At 60.9% G+C, this 15,585-nt stretch carries 12 protein-coding genes and 1 tRNA gene; 9 read left to right on the plus strand and 4 right to left on the minus strand.

Annotation, left to right across the window (positions count from 1 at the left end):
- Positions 1–177 precede the first annotated feature (177 nt).
- Positions 178–1,623, minus strand: coding sequence for an amidohydrolase family protein (locus VJ464_23350; protein ID HKQ08082.1), 1,446 nt, complete (start codon positions 1,621–1,623; stop codon positions 178–180).
- A gap of 477 nt (positions 1,624–2,100) precedes the next feature.
- The gene (locus VJ464_23355) at positions 2,101–3,075 is read right to left on the minus strand and encodes a hypothetical protein (protein ID HKQ08083.1); all 975 of its coding nucleotides are present in this window, start codon (positions 3,073–3,075) and stop codon (positions 2,101–2,103) included.
- A 286-nt stretch (positions 3,076–3,361) separates the two neighbouring features.
- Here VJ464_23355 and VJ464_23360 point away from each other — a divergent pair, with 286 nt between their 5' ends.
- The 4 genes from VJ464_23360 to VJ464_23375 all read left to right on the plus strand — a co-directional run bounded on the left by VJ464_23360 (position 3,362) and on the right by VJ464_23375 (position 9,768).
- Complete coding sequence (locus VJ464_23360; GenBank protein ID HKQ08084.1) at positions 3,362–3,697, plus strand: PadR family transcriptional regulator; 336 nt, start codon at positions 3,362–3,364, stop codon at positions 3,695–3,697.
- An 11-nt stretch (positions 3,698–3,708) separates the two neighbouring features.
- Positions 3,709–6,366, plus strand: coding sequence for an ABC transporter permease (locus tag VJ464_23365; protein ID HKQ08085.1), 2,658 nt, complete (start codon positions 3,709–3,711; stop codon positions 6,364–6,366).
- Positions 6,367–6,759: 393 nt separating this feature from the next.
- Complete coding sequence (locus tag VJ464_23370; protein ID HKQ08086.1) at positions 6,760–7,095, plus strand: PadR family transcriptional regulator; 336 nt, start codon at positions 6,760–6,762, stop codon at positions 7,093–7,095.
- Positions 7,096–7,098: 3 nt separating this feature from the next.
- Entirely contained in the window at positions 7,099–9,768 is a 2,670-nt protein-coding gene (locus tag VJ464_23375; protein HKQ08087.1) for an ABC transporter permease, read from the plus strand.
- Between the two features lie 262 nt (positions 9,769–10,030).
- Here the strand turns inward: VJ464_23375 and VJ464_23380 are convergent.
- A tRNA-Ile gene (locus tag VJ464_23380) sits at positions 10,031–10,103 on the minus strand.
- A gap of 86 nt (positions 10,104–10,189) precedes the next feature.
- Between VJ464_23380 and VJ464_23385 the strand changes: the two genes are divergently transcribed.
- From VJ464_23385 to VJ464_23405, 5 genes are all read left to right on the plus strand, one after another.
- Positions 10,190–10,360: a hypothetical protein gene (locus VJ464_23385; GenBank protein ID HKQ08088.1), complete on the plus strand. Its 171-nt coding sequence runs from the start codon at positions 10,190–10,192 to the stop codon at positions 10,358–10,360.
- Between the two features lie 190 nt (positions 10,361–10,550).
- Positions 10,551–11,030: an Hsp20/alpha crystallin family protein gene (locus VJ464_23390; GenBank protein ID HKQ08089.1), complete on the plus strand. Its 480-nt coding sequence runs from the start codon at positions 10,551–10,553 to the stop codon at positions 11,028–11,030.
- 285 nt (positions 11,031–11,315) lie between these two features.
- Positions 11,316–11,747 carry a polymer-forming cytoskeletal protein gene (locus tag VJ464_23395; protein ID HKQ08090.1) on the plus strand — a complete coding sequence of 144 codons (432 nt, stop codon included), beginning with the start codon at positions 11,316–11,318 and terminating at the stop codon, positions 11,745–11,747.
- A 175-nt stretch (positions 11,748–11,922) separates the two neighbouring features.
- Positions 11,923–12,663, plus strand: a complete 741-nt coding sequence (pyrF, locus tag VJ464_23400) for an orotidine-5'-phosphate decarboxylase (GenBank protein ID HKQ08091.1) — start codon at positions 11,923–11,925, stop codon at positions 12,661–12,663.
- Between the two features lie 97 nt (positions 12,664–12,760).
- Positions 12,761–13,672: an alpha/beta hydrolase gene (locus VJ464_23405; GenBank protein HKQ08092.1), complete on the plus strand. Its 912-nt coding sequence runs from the start codon at positions 12,761–12,763 to the stop codon at positions 13,670–13,672.
- 10 nt (positions 13,673–13,682) lie between these two features.
- On the opposite strand, the gene VJ464_23410 is transcribed toward VJ464_23405, so the two are convergent.
- Positions 13,683–15,581 carry a glycosyltransferase family 39 protein gene (locus VJ464_23410; GenBank protein ID HKQ08093.1) on the minus strand — a complete coding sequence of 633 codons (1,899 nt, stop codon included), beginning with the start codon at positions 15,579–15,581 and terminating at the stop codon, positions 13,683–13,685.
- Between the last annotated feature and the right edge of the window lie 4 nt (positions 15,582–15,585).

Raw genomic sequence — 15,585 nt, forward strand, 5'->3', positions numbered from 1 at the left:
TCTCCCGCTCCGGGTCCGGGCCTGATCGTGCTCAATTAACCCTCGCAAATAGTCAGCCTCGATCTATCGCTTGAAATGAAATTGTCGCGGCAGATTTTGGCTTACTTCAAAGGAAACCTCTGATACCGAATTGGGCCCACGACGGTGAAGCTCATGACCGAAGTCGGCGGTACGAGGTCACCGAATGCCCACCAGCCCTTGCACCGATTGAATCAGCTTCTCTGAGTCGTAGCCGACCCCATCCTTGAAGACAATCTCGACCTTCTCGATGTCGCCGATGTTCGCGGCGGGGTTCCCTTTGACGACCATCAGGTCGGCCTGTTTCCCGACCGCCACCGAGCCGATGCGCGCCTCCTCGCCGAGCAGTCTGGCTCCGTTGAAGCTGGCGATCTTGATCGCCTCGACGGGCGTGAAGCCGGCTTCGACCAGCAGCTCGACCTCGCGCAGGTCGCCGAAGCCTGCCACGATGCCTCCGTTGCCTGTCGGGTCGAGCCCGGCCACCAGCAGCCCGCCGGCCCGTACGAAGGCGCGCTCGAACTCCATCGCCTTGCGCAGCAGCGCCACATAGTTGGCCTCTGCGGCGACGCGGGCCCGCGCCGTCAGGTAGCGCACGCGCGCGTCAGCAGACATCACGCTCAGGACGCGCGGGTTCAGCAGCGCGCTCGCGGCCCCGATGCCGCTCTGCGCGAGCGGCGCGCCGCCCGCCTCGAAGACCGGGAGCGTCGAGGTGATTGCCACGTTCTTCGCCACCAGCGTGCGGATCGTCTCCTGCGCGGCGAGGCCGTTCAAATCGAGCTGCCGCAGGCTGGCGGCAACGGCACTCCCCTGCGGGCACAGGTCGGGCTGCTTGTCGGAGACGAATTCGGAGTCCACCAGCAGGCCGTGTTCGAGGTTGTCAATGCCGATCTCCGCCGCCTCGCGGAAGCCGACCGAGCAGAGATGGCCCGTGACCTTCAGGCCGCGCTTGTGCGCCTCCTCGACGGCGGCGCGCAGCTCGGCCCGCGTGATGTTCATGTAAGCCTTGAACGAGGTGGCGCCCTCATCGGCCCAGAAGTTCACCATCCGCCGCGCGTCTTCGGGACCCGTCAGCTCGTGCATGACGGGCGTGAATGCACCGCGCCCTTCGAGATAAGGGGCCGTGATGTGCATCTTCGGCCCGATGATGCGCCCCGTGTCAATGAGCCGCTTGATCTCAAGGTCGGTGAAGGGCGCGACGCTGCCTGCTGTGCGGATGGTGGTGACGCCGAGCGCCAGGTAGAGGCGCGGGAAGCTGCTCGCCATGTCGGAGTAGATGGGCGGCGACCCGCCCATCGGGAAGAACATGTGGTCGTGCATCCCGACCAGGCCGGGCAGGACCGTGTAGCCGCTGAGGTCGAGGGTGACAGCGCCTGGCGGGAGTTTCGCCCCGGCGGCTGGCCCGACCGACTGTATCTTGCCGCTGCTAATCACGACCGTCTGGTCGTCGCGCGGCGCGGCCCCTGTGCCATCAATCAAACGCACATGGGCCAGCACCACCACCGGCGCGTCCACACGGGTGAACGGCTGGCGTTCGGATGTGGGCGCCTGCGCAAGGGAGTTGACAGCGAGACTGAAAAGCAGGAGGAGGAGGGTTGTGATTTTCATGGCTTCTTCTCGTATGAGTTATCCGCCCCGCGAGCGGGCTAGACGTGCGACACAAGGTCGCCAAAATTGGGAGCGACGAACCGGGCGGAGCGCGAGGCCGTTCACGCGACCGGCATTTATAAAGCCGAATGCCGGCGGGCTAACGACCGGCATCAGCGCGCGGGCGACGGCACTGGCCGAAACATGAGAACCACGCTGCTCGCGCTCCGCTGTAACGGGTTGTCGGACGTCCCTCATTTCACCAGAAGCCCATATACCCTGCCGTACAACATTAATGCAAGCATGAGAATGAGAAACACGATTCGCCAGACACTGAATTTCAAGACGTAGATGCTCATTGCATTACCTACGGGTGTAAGGTTGCTGGCGTTAGACGCCAGCGTTCAGCGGGGCCACGAACGGCATTAGAGGTATGATGGGAGGCTTGCTTCGCGGCCTCCGCTTTTCAATGAGTTCTCCACACCGCTAACCAGCAACTCACTTCTTAAGACTGAAAACGATCACCGCATCCAGAATCGCGGCTGCGACGCTCTTACCACGAGGCAGGCCGGGGCCCTCGCCGTCGTAGTAGCCCTTCATGTTCGTTCCTTCGATCTCCTGGCCGCCAGATTCTACCAGGATAAAGTCTTCATCCAACCGGCTGAGCACGACAGACTTCTTTACCGACTGTTCGGCGGGCCGTAGGATCGGGTTGTGAACATAGAACTCGTTCGTGTCGGGGGCGGCGCCCACCACGGCAACCCAGTGGCCGCCTTTCCGGCTGTAACCATCTTCCGCCTCATAGTACCAGCCGAAGTTGAATATCATCACGGTATCCTTGCTGCGCGCTGCACTGCGCATCCAGGAAATCTCAGGCTTTATGCCGATTTTGAACTTTTTGTTTGCCTTGCTAACTGGACGCCAAGTCATCAGCTCCAGACGGCTCAACACATAGCCCTTGGACTTCACATAGCTTTGTAGCCCGGTCAGTATCCTGTCCGGGTTGGTGCCGCCGATGCTCGGATCGGTCTGGAAATGTTCGGCGAGTTCTTCAATGAGTTCGATCTGATCCTTCTTACGCCGCGTTCCCGGTACGAGGTCGGTCATCTCGAAGGCTCTGGCCAGATAAATCAGCCCGTCGGAGACCGCCGTCGGCGCACAATGCATCCGCCCCTCATCTTCAAAGTCGGCGTCCGGATCCCGCTGCCAGAAGGTCGGGGTCAAGTCTGCTTTGGACTGGGCCTTTTGGGCGAAAAGGACCGTCTTCTGTGCAGAAATAAAAAAAGATAGGGAGAGCAAAAGGCAGAAAACGATCTTCGGCGTATTCCTTTGCTTTCCCCTTTGCCTAACAGGAACTTCTGTCGGGCCATGTGATTGATTGATTAAGCAGATGATACGGTTAGGCTCAATATCCTTATTAACACTGACATTCAGTTCAGCAATAACCGCTTCAAGCGTCGTCTGGGAAGGCATGCATTTTCTCCTTTATTTAAATAAGTGAGACTGTAAAGGATTGGTTTTTAACCTGAAAGGAAACGCTACAATATAGGTCTTCTGATTTCAATATATTTATTTGCACTTTTAGGCGTCGAACGCCTGTTCTGCCGGCGCGCTCAATTCCGATGGGGCCGGGGCGCAGCAGCGAGTTGGGCATCTCCTGAAGAGGACCGTCATCGCAAGCACTTGCACTCGCCGCTTGACATTCTCAATAGATGGCTACATGATACATCGATTTTCTATGGAAAGATAATTCATGAAAATGACACTGAAGAAAGAGATGCTGCCAGGCACGCTCGACATGCTGATCCTGAAGACGCTGGAGCGCGGCACCCAGCCCATGCACGGCTATGGCATTGCGCAGTTCATCAGGCAAATCTCCAACGACGTACTCCGGGTCGAGGAGGGGTCGCTCTACCCGGCGCTCCAGCGACTGGCCATCAAGGGATGGGTCAAGGCCGAGTGGGGTGTGTCCGACAAGAATCACCGCGCCCGCTTCTACAGGCTGACGGCCGCCGGCCGCAAGCAACTCCGGCAAGAGGTCGCCGACTTCGAGGCCGTGTTGGAAGCCATCATGCGCGTCCTAAGGACGGCCTGAGGAAAGACCCTATGCTCAGTCACTTCGTTCAACTCTGGAGGCGGCTGCGGTATTACCGGTCCCGCGCCCGGTTCGACGCCGACCTCGACGAGGAGATGCGCTTTCACCTAGAGATGAAAATCGAAGAGAACCTTGCCGCCGGGATGAACGAGCGAGAGGCGGTCAACGCGGCGCGGCGGCAGTTCGGCAACCCGACGTGGTTGAGAGAGGAGAGCAATCAAATGTGGAGCTTCCGGTCAATCGAATCGCTGGCGCAGGATGTACGCTTCGGGCTGCGCATGATGGGGAAGAACCCGGGCTTCACGGCCATTGCCGTGTTCACGTTGGCCCTGGGCATCGGCGCCAACACCGCCATCTTCACGGTCGTCAACTCACTACTGCTCCGCCCCTTGCCCTTTAATGACTCTGGGCGGCTGGTTCAGGTGTGGGAGGCGAGCGTCAAGCTGGGCCGCGGCGAAATGCCCGCCTCGTTCCCCAACTTTGCGGACTGGCGGGATCAGAACCATGTCTTCGACCAGACACTCGCTTACGCCGACTGGTCATTCAACCTCACAGGCACGGGCGAGCCCGAGCGTATCCGCAGCGCCATTGTTTCTCCGCCGTTCTTTGAGACGCTCGGCATTCGCCCGATTGCCGGTCGCGGCTTTGTCGCGGGAGAAGACCAGAAGGGCAAAGACGCAGTCGCGGTCATCAGCGAGCGCTTGTGGCGGCGGCGCTTCAACGCGGACCCGGAGATTGTCGGCAAGCCGATTGACCTCAATGGCGAGAGCTTTAGCGTGGTGGGCGTCATCGCGCCGATGCCTGAACTCCCTGGCATGTCGGACGAGACGGAGTTGTGGGTGCCGGTCTCGCACGGGTTCGGCTTCAACAACCGGCGGGGCCATTACCTCAACGTCATCGCGCGCCTGAAGCCGGGCGTCACGCGCGAGCAGGGGCAGGCTGACATGGACGCCCTCGCCGGCGCGCTGGCCGCACAGTATCCTGAGGCCAATGCGGACCGCAGCATCAGGCTCGTGCCACTGCATGAGCAAATCGTCGGCGACGTCAGGCCCGCGCTGCTGGTGCTGCTGGGCGCCGTCATCGCCGTCCTGCTCATCGCTTCGGCCAACGTCGCCAGTATGCTGCTGGCGCGTGCCGCCAGCCGGCAAAAAGAGATCGCCATCCGCACCGCCCTGGGCGCCGGGCACTGGCGGCTCGTCCGGCAGTTGCTCACAGAGAGCCTCTTGCTGTCCATAGTTGGCGGCGGGCTCGGTTTGCTGCTGGCGCTCTGGGGAGTCGGCCTGCTCGTCTCGTCGAGCCCCGCCGACCTGCCGCGCATCAAGGAGGTCACGGTTGACGCCCGCGTGCTCGGCTTCACGCTGGCGGTGTCGCTGTTGACCGGAATCGTCTTCGGCTTCATGCCGGCGGTGCAAGCCTCGCGGACGGACCTTAACGAGACGTTGAAAGAGAGCGGCCGCAGCGTCACGGGCGGCGCTGCCCGCCGCCGCGCCCGCGGCCTGCTGGTAGTCTCCGAGATCGCGCTCTCGCTCGTGCTGCTGATCGGCGCCGGGCTGTTGATGCGCAGCTTCCTCAAGCTTCAGTCGGTGGATCCCGGCTTTAATCCCGAAAACGTGCTGACGATGCAGATCGACATGACCGGCCCAAACTATCAGCGGGCGGCACCGGTCATCGCCTTTCACAACCAGTTGCTTGAGCGCGTGCGGGCGCTCCCCGGCGTGCAGTCGGCTGCAACGCGGTCGGCCGTGCCCATCGCCGCCGACGCATCATTCTCCTACTTGGCTTTCGCGATTGAGGGCCGCCCCCCGGAACCGGGAAACCGGCCCGTGGCTTTCTACAACGCGGTCAGCCCTAGCTTCTTCGAGACGATGCAGATTCCGGTGTTGAAGGGTCGCCCCTTCAACGAACACGACGTGCGGAAGGCACAGAACGTCATCATCATCAATGAGACGCTGGCGCGCCGCTTCTTCGCCGACGAGGAGCCCCTCGGCAAGCGCATGACGTTGAACGATGAGAACCCGAAGGAGGAAGACTGGGCGACAATCGTTGGGGTGGTCAAAGACACGAAGCCACGCGCGCTGGCCGGCGAAGCGGTCGCCGAGATGTACATGCCGTTCGACCAACAGCCCGAACCGTCGATGTCGCTGATGATCCGCGCGGCGGGCAAGCCTGAGGGCATCGCCGCCGCCGTGCGCGGCGAGGTTCAGGGGCTCGACAAGAATCAGCCGGTCTATAGCGTCCGCACACTTGAGCATGTGCTGTCGGAGTCAGTCTCGACGCCCCGCTTCCGGACTTTTCTGCTGGGCGTGTTTGCGGCCGTCGCCTTGATCCTGGCGTCGGTGGGCATCTATGGCGTAATGAGCTACTCGGTGACGCAGCGGACGCACGAGATCGGCGTGCGCATGGCGCTAGGAGCGCAAACCGTTGACGTGCTGAACCTGGTCGTCGGGCAAGGAGCCCGACTGGCCGCAGCCGGCGTAGGCATCGGGCTGCTGGCCGCGCTCGCCTTGACGCGGCTGCTGAAGAGCCTACTGTTCGGCATCAGCGCGACCGACCCGGTGACCTTCGTAGCGGTCACCTTCCTGTTAGCCGGGGTGGCGCTGCTGGCGTGTTATCTGCCGGCGCGGCGCGCCAGCAAAGTCGATCCGATGATCGCTCTGCGATACGAGTGAGCCGGTTGTAAATCCTCCGGAAGCGATCATGGGATATGGACCAGCACCTGGTGGATGCCAGGATGATAAAACCATCCAAAGGCTCTGACCGAAGACCACTGTCTCAGTGGTCTTCGTGTTTTAGACAGCAATGGGCAGGGAAGCTTGTTTTTTGAGGTAAGAGCGCCGACTTGTGATTCGATGACGCTTGACCAGCCGGCACCTGGTAGTGGTGCTCAATAGATGAGAGATTTTCCATCTCCATAAAAGACTTCCTGCGCCCGGTTATCATCGGAATGTGACGACAGGGGCTGGACTATCTCGCCTTTTCCTTCCTTTTCCAGTTTGTTGAATATTCCTCTTGCTTACCGAGAGGAGTGGCTGTATTATGCTCTCGGTAACCGAGAGGAATAGATGAGCAAACCATCAGATTTAGTTCAGGGCACGTTAGGCCTCCTGGTCTTGAAGATCCTGGCTTTGGAATCCCTCAATGGCTGGGCCATCAGTCTGCGCCTGAAACAAGTTTCAGGCGATGTCTTACAGGTCAGCGATGGATCACTCTACCCGACATTGCATAAGCTCGAGCAAGAGGGTTGGATCAAGGCCGAATGGAAACCCAGTGAGAATAACCGCCGCGCCAAGTATTACTCTTTGACGCGACTCGGGCGGAAGGAGCTCGAAAAAGAGGTAGCAAACTGGCGACGGCTGTCGGCTGCCATTACCCAAGTCGTCGAGTTGAAGGGAGTTTGAGAGATGCGCCTGCAACACTGGTTTTACACTTTGCCGCTCCGCCTGAGGTCCCTGCTACGTCATCGCCAAGTCGAACAGGAACTGGACGAGGAACTCCGCTATCATCTCGACCGACAAATCGAGGAAAACCTCGCCAGAGGGATGAATGCACAAGAGGCGCGCTATGCCGCCCTCCGGGCTATGGGCGGAATGGAACAGCATAAGGAGGCGTGCCGAGATATGCGACGGGTAAACCTCATTCAAGATTTTTTGCAGGATTTACGCTATGGATTGAGAGTGCTTGCCAGGAGCACGACTTTTACCGCGGTTGCGGTGCTCACCCTAGCCCTGGGAATCGGGGCGACCACGGCGGTCTTCAGCGTGATCTACGGCGTGCTGCTTCGCCCATTACCCTACAAGGAGCCTGAACGCATCATCACGATTTGGGAACCTTCCAGGGGCGGGCACACGCTGGGGCTAACCGACGTTGAGTTCTTCGACATCCGTGACCGCAACCAGGTTTTTGAAGAGGTCGCCGCCTACGCCACTGGCGCCACTAACTTTACTGGCGCCGGCGAGCCCGAGCGCGTCACCGCAACGTGGGTGTCAGCGGACTTTTTCCCGGTGCTTGGCGTCCAGCCGGTTCTGGGCCGCGTCCTCATGGCTGAAGACGACAAGCCGGACCCTGCCCGGGTCGTGGTATTAAGTTATGGGCTATGGCAACGGCGATTTGGCGCTGACCAGGGCGTCATTGGCCGACAGGTGAGCCTCAACGGCAACAGCCGCACCGTCATCGGCGTTATGCCGCGAGGCTTCCAGTTTGTGAGCCCTGAAGTGGAGATGTGGCTGCCGCTGGGACTCGACCCCGCTAATGTGGAACCGGGTTCCCGCTCCTATGATGCCATCGGGCGGCTCAGGCCAGGGGTGACACTGACGCAGGCACGGGTGGAGCTGAATGGGATCGCCGCGCAACTGGCCGTGGAGTACAAAACAAGGTTTCCCAAGGGTGCCAACGCAACCTCGAGCTTGAATCTGATCCCCCTACAGGAGTTGATTGTCGGAGACGTCCGCCCGGCGCTCCTCCTGTTGCTTGTGTCAACCGCCTTTGTACTGATCATTGCCTGTGCCAACGTCGCCAACCTACAGCTGGCGCGCGGCGAGGCGCGGCAAAAAGAAATGGCTCTCCGTCTGGCTTTGGGCGCCAATCGCCTCCGCGTCGTTCGACAGCTTTTAACGGAAAGCCTGATCCTCAGCGTCCTGGGCGGGGTTATGGGGTTGTTGCTGGCCTACTGGGGAGTTGGCGCTCTGCTTGCCCTGGCGCCAGCGAGCCTGCCGCGCACAGGCGAGATCGGTATTAACAGCACGGTGCTTCTTTTCACGCTCGCGGTCTCACTGATGGCGGGAATTGTTTTTGGGCTGGCGCCCGGGCGGCGATTGTCAAACCCCGATCTGCACGCCGCGCTCAAAGAAGGTGGCAGAGCAACGGCTGGGAATTCAGGCCGCCGTACGCGCCACCTGCTGGTGATCTCCGAACTCGCCCTGGCGGTGGTGTTACTGGCGGGCGCGGGGCTCACGATCAGGAGCTTCATACGTTTGCTCAACGTCGACCCTGGTTTCGACCCGCGGAACGTGCTGACGGCGCGCATCAGCCTGCCGCAGTCGAAGTACCCACAACCTCAACAGGTGAACGCCTTCTACAAGCAATTGCTTGAGCGGGTGGGAACGGCGTCTGGGGTAGAGGCCGCTGGTACAGCGACCGTTCTACCGCTGAGCGGGCTGAATTCAAACGCCTCTTTCGAGATCGAAGGGAGGCCACGCGCCTCTGACGCGGTCGCGCAGAACGCCGACTACCGCATGGTGAGTTCAGATTACTTTCGCGCTATGGGCATCCCTCTGCTTCAGGGACGATATTTTGAGGCGTCGGATCAGGAAGGCGCGCCGGGTGTTGTCATCATCAACGAGAGCATGAAGCATGAGTTCTGGCCTGACGAGGAGGCGCTCGGCAAGCGGATCAACATGGGTGCACCTGGCAGCCCCTGGCTGACGATCATCGGCATCATAAAAGATGTGAAACACAAGGCGTTAGACGCCACGTCGAAACCGGAGCTCTATTTTCTACATTCCCAGAACGCCGACAAAGCCCTGGGGGTGTACCGCTCCATGATGCTTGCGGTGCGCGGCACTGGCGATCCGCTGGCCCTCACAGGAGTCGTCAAAAGTGCCGTGCAGGCAATCGATAAAGACGTGCCGGTCGCCAGGGTTGAGACGATGGGGAGCGCACTATCAACCTCGGTTGCTCAGCCGCGCTTCACCATGTTGTTGCTAGCGATATTCGCTGGCGCGGCGCTGGCGCTGGCGGCGGTGGGGATTTACGGCTTGATGGCTTACTCGGTCGGTCAGCGAAAGCATGAAATCGGTATCCGCATGGCGCTCGGAGCGCAGGGAGGCGATGTCGTTAGGCTGATCGTCGGGCAAGGGCTAGGAATGGCCGTCATCGGTATAGGAGTCGGCCTCGGACTGGCATTGGCACTGACTCGTGTGATGTCAGGACTGCTCTTCGAGATTAGCACCACTGATACGTTGACGTTCGTTGTGATTGCGCTGCTGCCGCTGGCGGTAGCGCTGGCAGCCAGTCTTGTGCCTGCCTGGAGGGCGCTTAAAGTAGATCCGATGACGGCGCTGAGGTACGAGTAGTCGGCGAGGTTATTGGACGGGTCAGCTGCGAGTCCGTTTGAGCACCCGGCTCATATGCGAGATGCTCAAGGTGATCCCCGTTATAGGCCACAAGACGACGACGATGACCGAGAGGTATGCGCATGCCACTGACGAAGGCAAGAGAAGGGCAGTGGAAGCGATCCAGTCAGGATCGAGAGTCATTGCCACAAATTTGCCACAGTGGAAGGTGGCGGTGAGCGCCTGAGGTCGTAAATCGTTGGAAAGATTTTGGAAAGATTAGTGGCCCCTGGAGGATTCGAACCTCCAACCAACGGATTATGAGTCCGCTGCTCTGACCATTGAGCTAAGGGGCCGGCAACAAGATACTTGATTGAAACATTTACAGGCTCCGTAAGGCTTTTCTGCCGGCTGCAATACCGGCGGCTACTACGGAGGCTGAATGTTTGAAAACTTCATCAAAGAGCTTCAGGCTCTCTCCGCGAACCTCTCGCCGTTGACGGTCGGGCGCGACCGGCTCACAACTGGCCGCTGCTTACGGCTGGGGAAAGAAACTATACCAATAAAGGCAAGTCTGAATCAATTTGTCGTCGGAATAGGCGTATCCATCTGACAGCCTTCGACCCCTAGCCGCTCAATCCGGGCAAGAACAGGGCTTTGCCTATGATCAAAAAAAATATTTGACAATCAGTCGCTCATATTTTATATTAGCTTTATCAGAAGATAATGAGAGTTGAATTCGGCAGATCGTACAGACAGCCGCCGAATTGGCTCAATCGAGATTAAAAGGGAGGTTTAGAATTATGGCGAAGACTGGAACTCAGATGGCCCAGGCGAGGGCCGCGCGGAATTTCTCGACGTTCGACCCGCTGCGCGAGATGATGGAGTTGCAGCGCAGCATCAACCAGCTTTTCAATACCGGCAGAACGACCGGTGATGATGTGGCGCTGAGCGCCTGGACGCCGGCGGTCGATATTTTCGAGGGTGACAACGAGTACCTCATCAAGCTGGAGTTGCCCGAAGTGACGCGCGACGACGTCAAGGTCAACCTGAACGATCAGACGCTGACCATCAGCGGCGAGCGCAAGATCGAAAACGAAGACAAGCGCGACGGCTATCATCGCATCGAGCGCAGCTATGGCCAGTTCTACCGCTCGTTCACCTTGCCGCCCAACGTCAACGCGGAAGCCATCAACGCGCAGTTCAAGGACGGCGTCTTGCGGCTGACGCTGCCGAAGCGCGAAGAGGCCAAGCCGAAGCAGATCGCTGTACAGGTCAGCTAACCTAACCTGAAGAAGGGCGACGCGGCGACGCGGGGACCGAGGCGACGCGGCGAGAAGAACGGATCATCTCTCTTTCGCCGCGTCTCCCCTTCACCGCGTCGCCGCGGCCCCGCGTCCGCGTTTCCCCTTTCCGCTTCTGCTTGACTTTCCCCGCACCGCCAGCGTATAACCACGGCTGCCCCACTTCATCAATGCGACAAATATGACTCGGAGGCCAACGAAGCGCTTCGAGCGTCTGTTTTCTTGGCGCCATCGGGGATGGGACATCTTAGGTTGGGGAAAGTTATGGGAATATTGAAGGGGAATCTCGTGAAGTCCGAAAGTGGCGGTTCAGACATGGGGCTGATTGGTCGCGGTATCGAAGTGTCGGGCGACATTTTCTTTTCAGATCAGCTTCGGGTTGACGGTAAAGTAGATGGCAAGATCGCTTCCGACAGTGGCACACTGGTCATTGGCGAATCGGGCCGCCTCGAAGCTCAGGTCGATGTCGGCACCTGCATCATTCAAGGCGCGCTGCACGGCAACCTGATCGCCAAGACCAAAGTCGAGATCCACAAGTCGGGCCGCGTGCATGGCGACTTGATTACGCCTGTGCTGTTGATCGAAGAAGGCGCTCTCTTCAACGGCGCCATCAAGATGGGCCAGGAGAGCGGCAGCCGCAAGCTCGAAGAAGTGCCGCCGTCGAGCGCCGTCCCGCGCCAGGCCAAGGGCGCCTAACGCGCCGCCCGCGCTTAACGCAAAACCCGCTATCCATACTCGCACGACGCCACGCGCGCCGTGCGTTTGCTTGTGCCTGCCGCTGCTTGAACGCGCCGCGCCGCTCCACTATAGTCGAAGCAGCCGCGCCTATGGGGATTGGCCCGGCGCGGCGTTCCGATAATACGAGTCTCGAATGATAAATACCCTTACCACTCCAACGACCGCCAAAGACCGGCTCGTCGTCGCGCTCGACGTGCCCGACCGCCGCGGCGCTCTTGAACTGGTCGAGCAAGTGAGCGGCCTGGTCGGCATGTTTAAGATCGGCAGTCAGCTCTTTACCGCTGAAGGGCCTGAGCTGGTGCGCGAGATCGTCCGCGCCGGCGAGCGCGTCTTTCTCGACTTGAAGTACCATGACATCCCCAACACGGTCGCCGGGGCGGTGGAAGCCGCGGCGCGGCTGGGGGTGACGATCCTCAATGTCCACACGCTCGGCGGCGGCGAGATGATGCGCGCCGCGGCGCATGCGGTCGGCGACCGCGGATTGCTGTGGATCACGCGCCCGGCGGTGCTCGGCGTCACCGTGCTGACGAGCATGGACAAAGGCGACCTCGCCGACGTAGGCATCACTTCGGATTTGCGCGAAGAAGTGGTGCGGCTGGCGACGCTGGCCCGCGACTCTGGGCTGGATGGCATCGTCGCCTCGCCGCACGAGATTCGCCTGATCCGCGAGCGCATCGCCGCCAAAGGCTTCATCGTCCTGACCCCAGGGATACGCCCCGCGTGGTCGGCCAAAGGCGACCAGAAGCGCATCGCCACGCCCGCCGACGCCATCCGCGATGGCGCCGACTTCATCGTCATTGGCCGCGCCATCAGCGACAGCCCGGAGCCGCGCGCTGCCGCCGAGCGCATCGTTGAAGAGATTGACCGCGGCTAGAACGGTTTTCGATTGCGTTTGCCCTGTAGCGCAATCAGATAGATTGCGCGAGTCACTGCGCAATCTATCTGATTGCGCTACACCCGAAGGCGCCGCCATGAATTTCTCGACAGTCAGCGGCTTCTCGACCCCCTTGCTGATGGCTGTGGCCATCGCAGCGGCTGGCATCGTCAAACCCGCAGGTGCGGCGACGGCGGTTGCCGCGCCGCCGCAGAAGGCCGGCGGCGTTGAATGTCAGGAGATGAAGGAGCGCGCCGCGATGCCCGCCGACGATGTCAAAAAACGCGTCCCGCCTTATCGCGTCGAAGGCAGCGGCCCGCTGCTGGTTTACATCGCCGGTTTGGACGGCACGGGCGAGCTTTTCTTCAAGCAAGCCCCGGCGCTGGCGCGCTCATACCGTGTAGCGACCTTCCGCTCGCGCGACGATGCGCCGTTCACTTATGAAGACCTGGCCGACGACGTGGCGGCAATCATCAGCGACCTCGGCGAGCGACGCGCCACCATCGTCGCCGAATCGTTCGGCGGCGGCGTCGCCTTCACCTTCGCGCTGCGCCATTCGGCGATGGTCGAACGATTAGTGATCGTCAACTCGTTCGCGCGGTTTCATGCGCGACTTAAGATCAAGCTGGCGGTGATGTTCGGCTCGGTGATGCCTTTCTGGGTGACGTCGCAGGCGCGACTGTTCGCCAATACCCTGGGCCTGCGGGCCGAAGGTGTGGAGGTCGAAGACCGCCGCCGCTTCTTCAAAGCCATCCGCACGGTCAAGCGCCCGAGCTATCTGCGCCGCTTGCAACTGATCGCCGAATTAAACCTCGAAGACCGCCTTGCGGAGATTCAAGCGCCGACGCTTTTCATCGCCGGCGATAAAGACCTGCTGATTCCCTCGGTGCGTGAAGCCCAAGCGATGGCGGCGCGAATGCCGAACGCCAAAGTGAAGATCATCAAGGGCGCGGGCCATGCCGGCCTGCTCGGCAACCGCGTACGGCTTGCCGATCTGATGACCGAATGACGCGGCGGCCTCACCGCGGCTCTGCCACCCCAGCGCCCGACTCACGCTTTTCTTGCTTTGTCGCCCGGATCAAATCCCGGCGGCGATAGATGATGAAGCGTTCGACGGCGCCGACGTTTTTGTAAAGGCTCAGCACATCGGCGAGCTCCGCATAGCGCGCCATCGCCAGGTCGTCGTTAAAGAAGCCAAGCTCGTCAATGATGTATTCGGGATAGACCGCCGCCAGCTCCTCGGCCAGCTCGCGCCGCGCCGCCGCCGTGTCGCGCTCGCCAAGCACCTTTCGGTAATCATGGCTGAAATAATGGATGTCGGCGGGCACGCCGGTCAGCGGCTGCGTGCTCAGGTACTTTGACGCCGGCAGCAGTCCCGACCAGAAGTAAATCTCAGGCCGATAGCCCCAGACGAAGAGATAATCCGAAGGGCCTGCCGGTGGGCGCTCGCGCGGGCCGCCGCGGCGCAAGGCTTCGAGGCCGAGCGCATCCGCGGCTTCCGGCTGAAGACCTTTTACTGCCGCCGCGACCCGGCGCTCTTCATCTTTCAAGCGCCCGTGAAACCAGTCATGCGCCTCTGCGCCTGGCGCGCCGCGCAGCCAGCCAACGGCAAACACTGCCGTGCGTGTATGAAATCTCACAAAGGTCACAGCGAAGCCCAACCCCAGCAATGCCAGGCAGGCCAGCCGCCATCGCCGCCTGCGCGCCCTGCGCAGAGCGTCCGCCTGGCTCTCCGGCGAGGGGCCCCCCTGATCGGCAAGCGCGGCAAAAATGCCGGTCAAGCCGCGCCCGCCGATCAGGCACAGCGCCGGCAGCACTTGAAGAAAATAATGGCCAAAGAAACGCCCGCCCACAGACATCCCCGCGAACGAGACCGCGAACCATAGGAGCAGCGCGGCGTCGGCTCTGACCGCCGCATCGGCCACGAAACTGGCTCCTGTAGCGGTTTCCGCGTCGCTCTGCACCGCACTTCTGAGCCGCTTATAGGTCGTCACCGCGACAAACAGCAGAGCGGCCAGCAGCGTGTTGTTGATCAGAAAGTAATAGCCGGTCTGAGCGAGCGCCGTGGCGATCACTTGCGACATCGGATAGTACCGCGCATAGCGCGCCCCCCAGACCCAGACATCCTGCCAGTAATCACTCAGCGCATGATTGCTTGCCAGATAGATGACAAACATCAGCGTGCCGATTGCGAAACCGACAAGCGAGAACAGCCAGACGCGGGGACGCCGGGACGCGGCGACGCGGCGTTGCCAGTAATGCGCGAGCAAGAGAAAGAGGGCAAAGAAGGCGAGGCCGAAAGCGCCCTTCGGGTTAGTCTGTGTGGCGACGGCGACCGCCGCGCCGCCCGCCACGGCAAAGACGGCGCTCTGCCGCCGCGTGACGTTGCGCCCGAAGACATCGTCGCGCGAGCGCAGCAGCCAGTAGGCGCCCGCCACATACGGCAGGGTCATCAAAAAATCGGTGTTCAGTCCCTGCACATGCCCCGTCGTGAAGATCGTCGAGACGACCGCGAACAGCGCCGCCGCTGTCAAGCCGATGCGCTCGCTGTAAAAGCGCCTGCCGAAGACATAGAGCATCGCCGACACGGCAATGGAATAAACGATGGTGAATAGACGAATGGTTAGAATGTGCGCGCCGAACAGTTTGAACAGCGCCGCATAGAGCAACACGATGCCGGGCGGCTTGTCGAAATAGATGTCGCGATAGAGCGCCTTGCCGCGCAGCAATTCTTCGGCGGCGGCGAACCATAGCCCATCGTCCTGGTAAAGATAGCCCGCGTAAAAGATGCGCAGCAAAAAGGTGACGGCGACAATGGCGGCAAACACCGTGAAGACCGTGCGGCGATCAAAGTGGCCCTGAGAGCCGGTTTCGTGGCGGGTCGGCGTGGCAGGCAGCGATGGGGCTTCGGCGCGCACAGTG

It is taken from the genome of Blastocatellia bacterium (assembly GCA_035275065.1).
Lineage (GTDB): Bacteria > Acidobacteriota > Blastocatellia > UBA7656 > UBA7656 > DATENM01.

Bases quoted from the DNA above. Each gene is read 5' to 3' on its own strand.
- VJ464_23375 (HKQ08087.1), top strand. From the start codon at position 7,099: ATGCGCCTGCAACACTGGTTTTACACTTTGCCGCTCCGCCTGAGGTCC.
- VJ464_23405 (HKQ08092.1), top strand. From the start codon at position 12,761: ATGAATTTCTCGACAGTCAGCGGCTTCTCGACCCCCTTGCTGATGGCT.
- VJ464_23355 (HKQ08083.1), bottom strand. From the start codon at position 3,075: ATGCCTTCCCAGACGACGCTTGAAGCGGTTATTGCTGAACTGAATGTC.
- VJ464_23370 (HKQ08086.1), top strand. From the start codon at position 6,760: ATGAGCAAACCATCAGATTTAGTTCAGGGCACGTTAGGCCTCCTGGTC.
- VJ464_23365 (HKQ08085.1), top strand. From the start codon at position 3,709: ATGCTCAGTCACTTCGTTCAACTCTGGAGGCGGCTGCGGTATTACCGG.
- VJ464_23395 (HKQ08090.1), top strand. From the start codon at position 11,316: ATGGGAATATTGAAGGGGAATCTCGTGAAGTCCGAAAGTGGCGGTTCA.
- VJ464_23350 (HKQ08082.1), bottom strand. From the start codon at position 1,623: ATGAAAATCACAACCCTCCTCCTCCTGCTTTTCAGTCTCGCTGTCAAC.
- VJ464_23385 (HKQ08088.1), top strand. From the start codon at position 10,190: ATGTTTGAAAACTTCATCAAAGAGCTTCAGGCTCTCTCCGCGAACCTC.
- VJ464_23390 (HKQ08089.1), top strand. From the start codon at position 10,551: ATGGCGAAGACTGGAACTCAGATGGCCCAGGCGAGGGCCGCGCGGAAT.
- pyrF (HKQ08091.1), top strand. From the start codon at position 11,923: ATGATAAATACCCTTACCACTCCAACGACCGCCAAAGACCGGCTCGTC.
- VJ464_23360 (HKQ08084.1), top strand. From the start codon at position 3,362: ATGACACTGAAGAAAGAGATGCTGCCAGGCACGCTCGACATGCTGATC.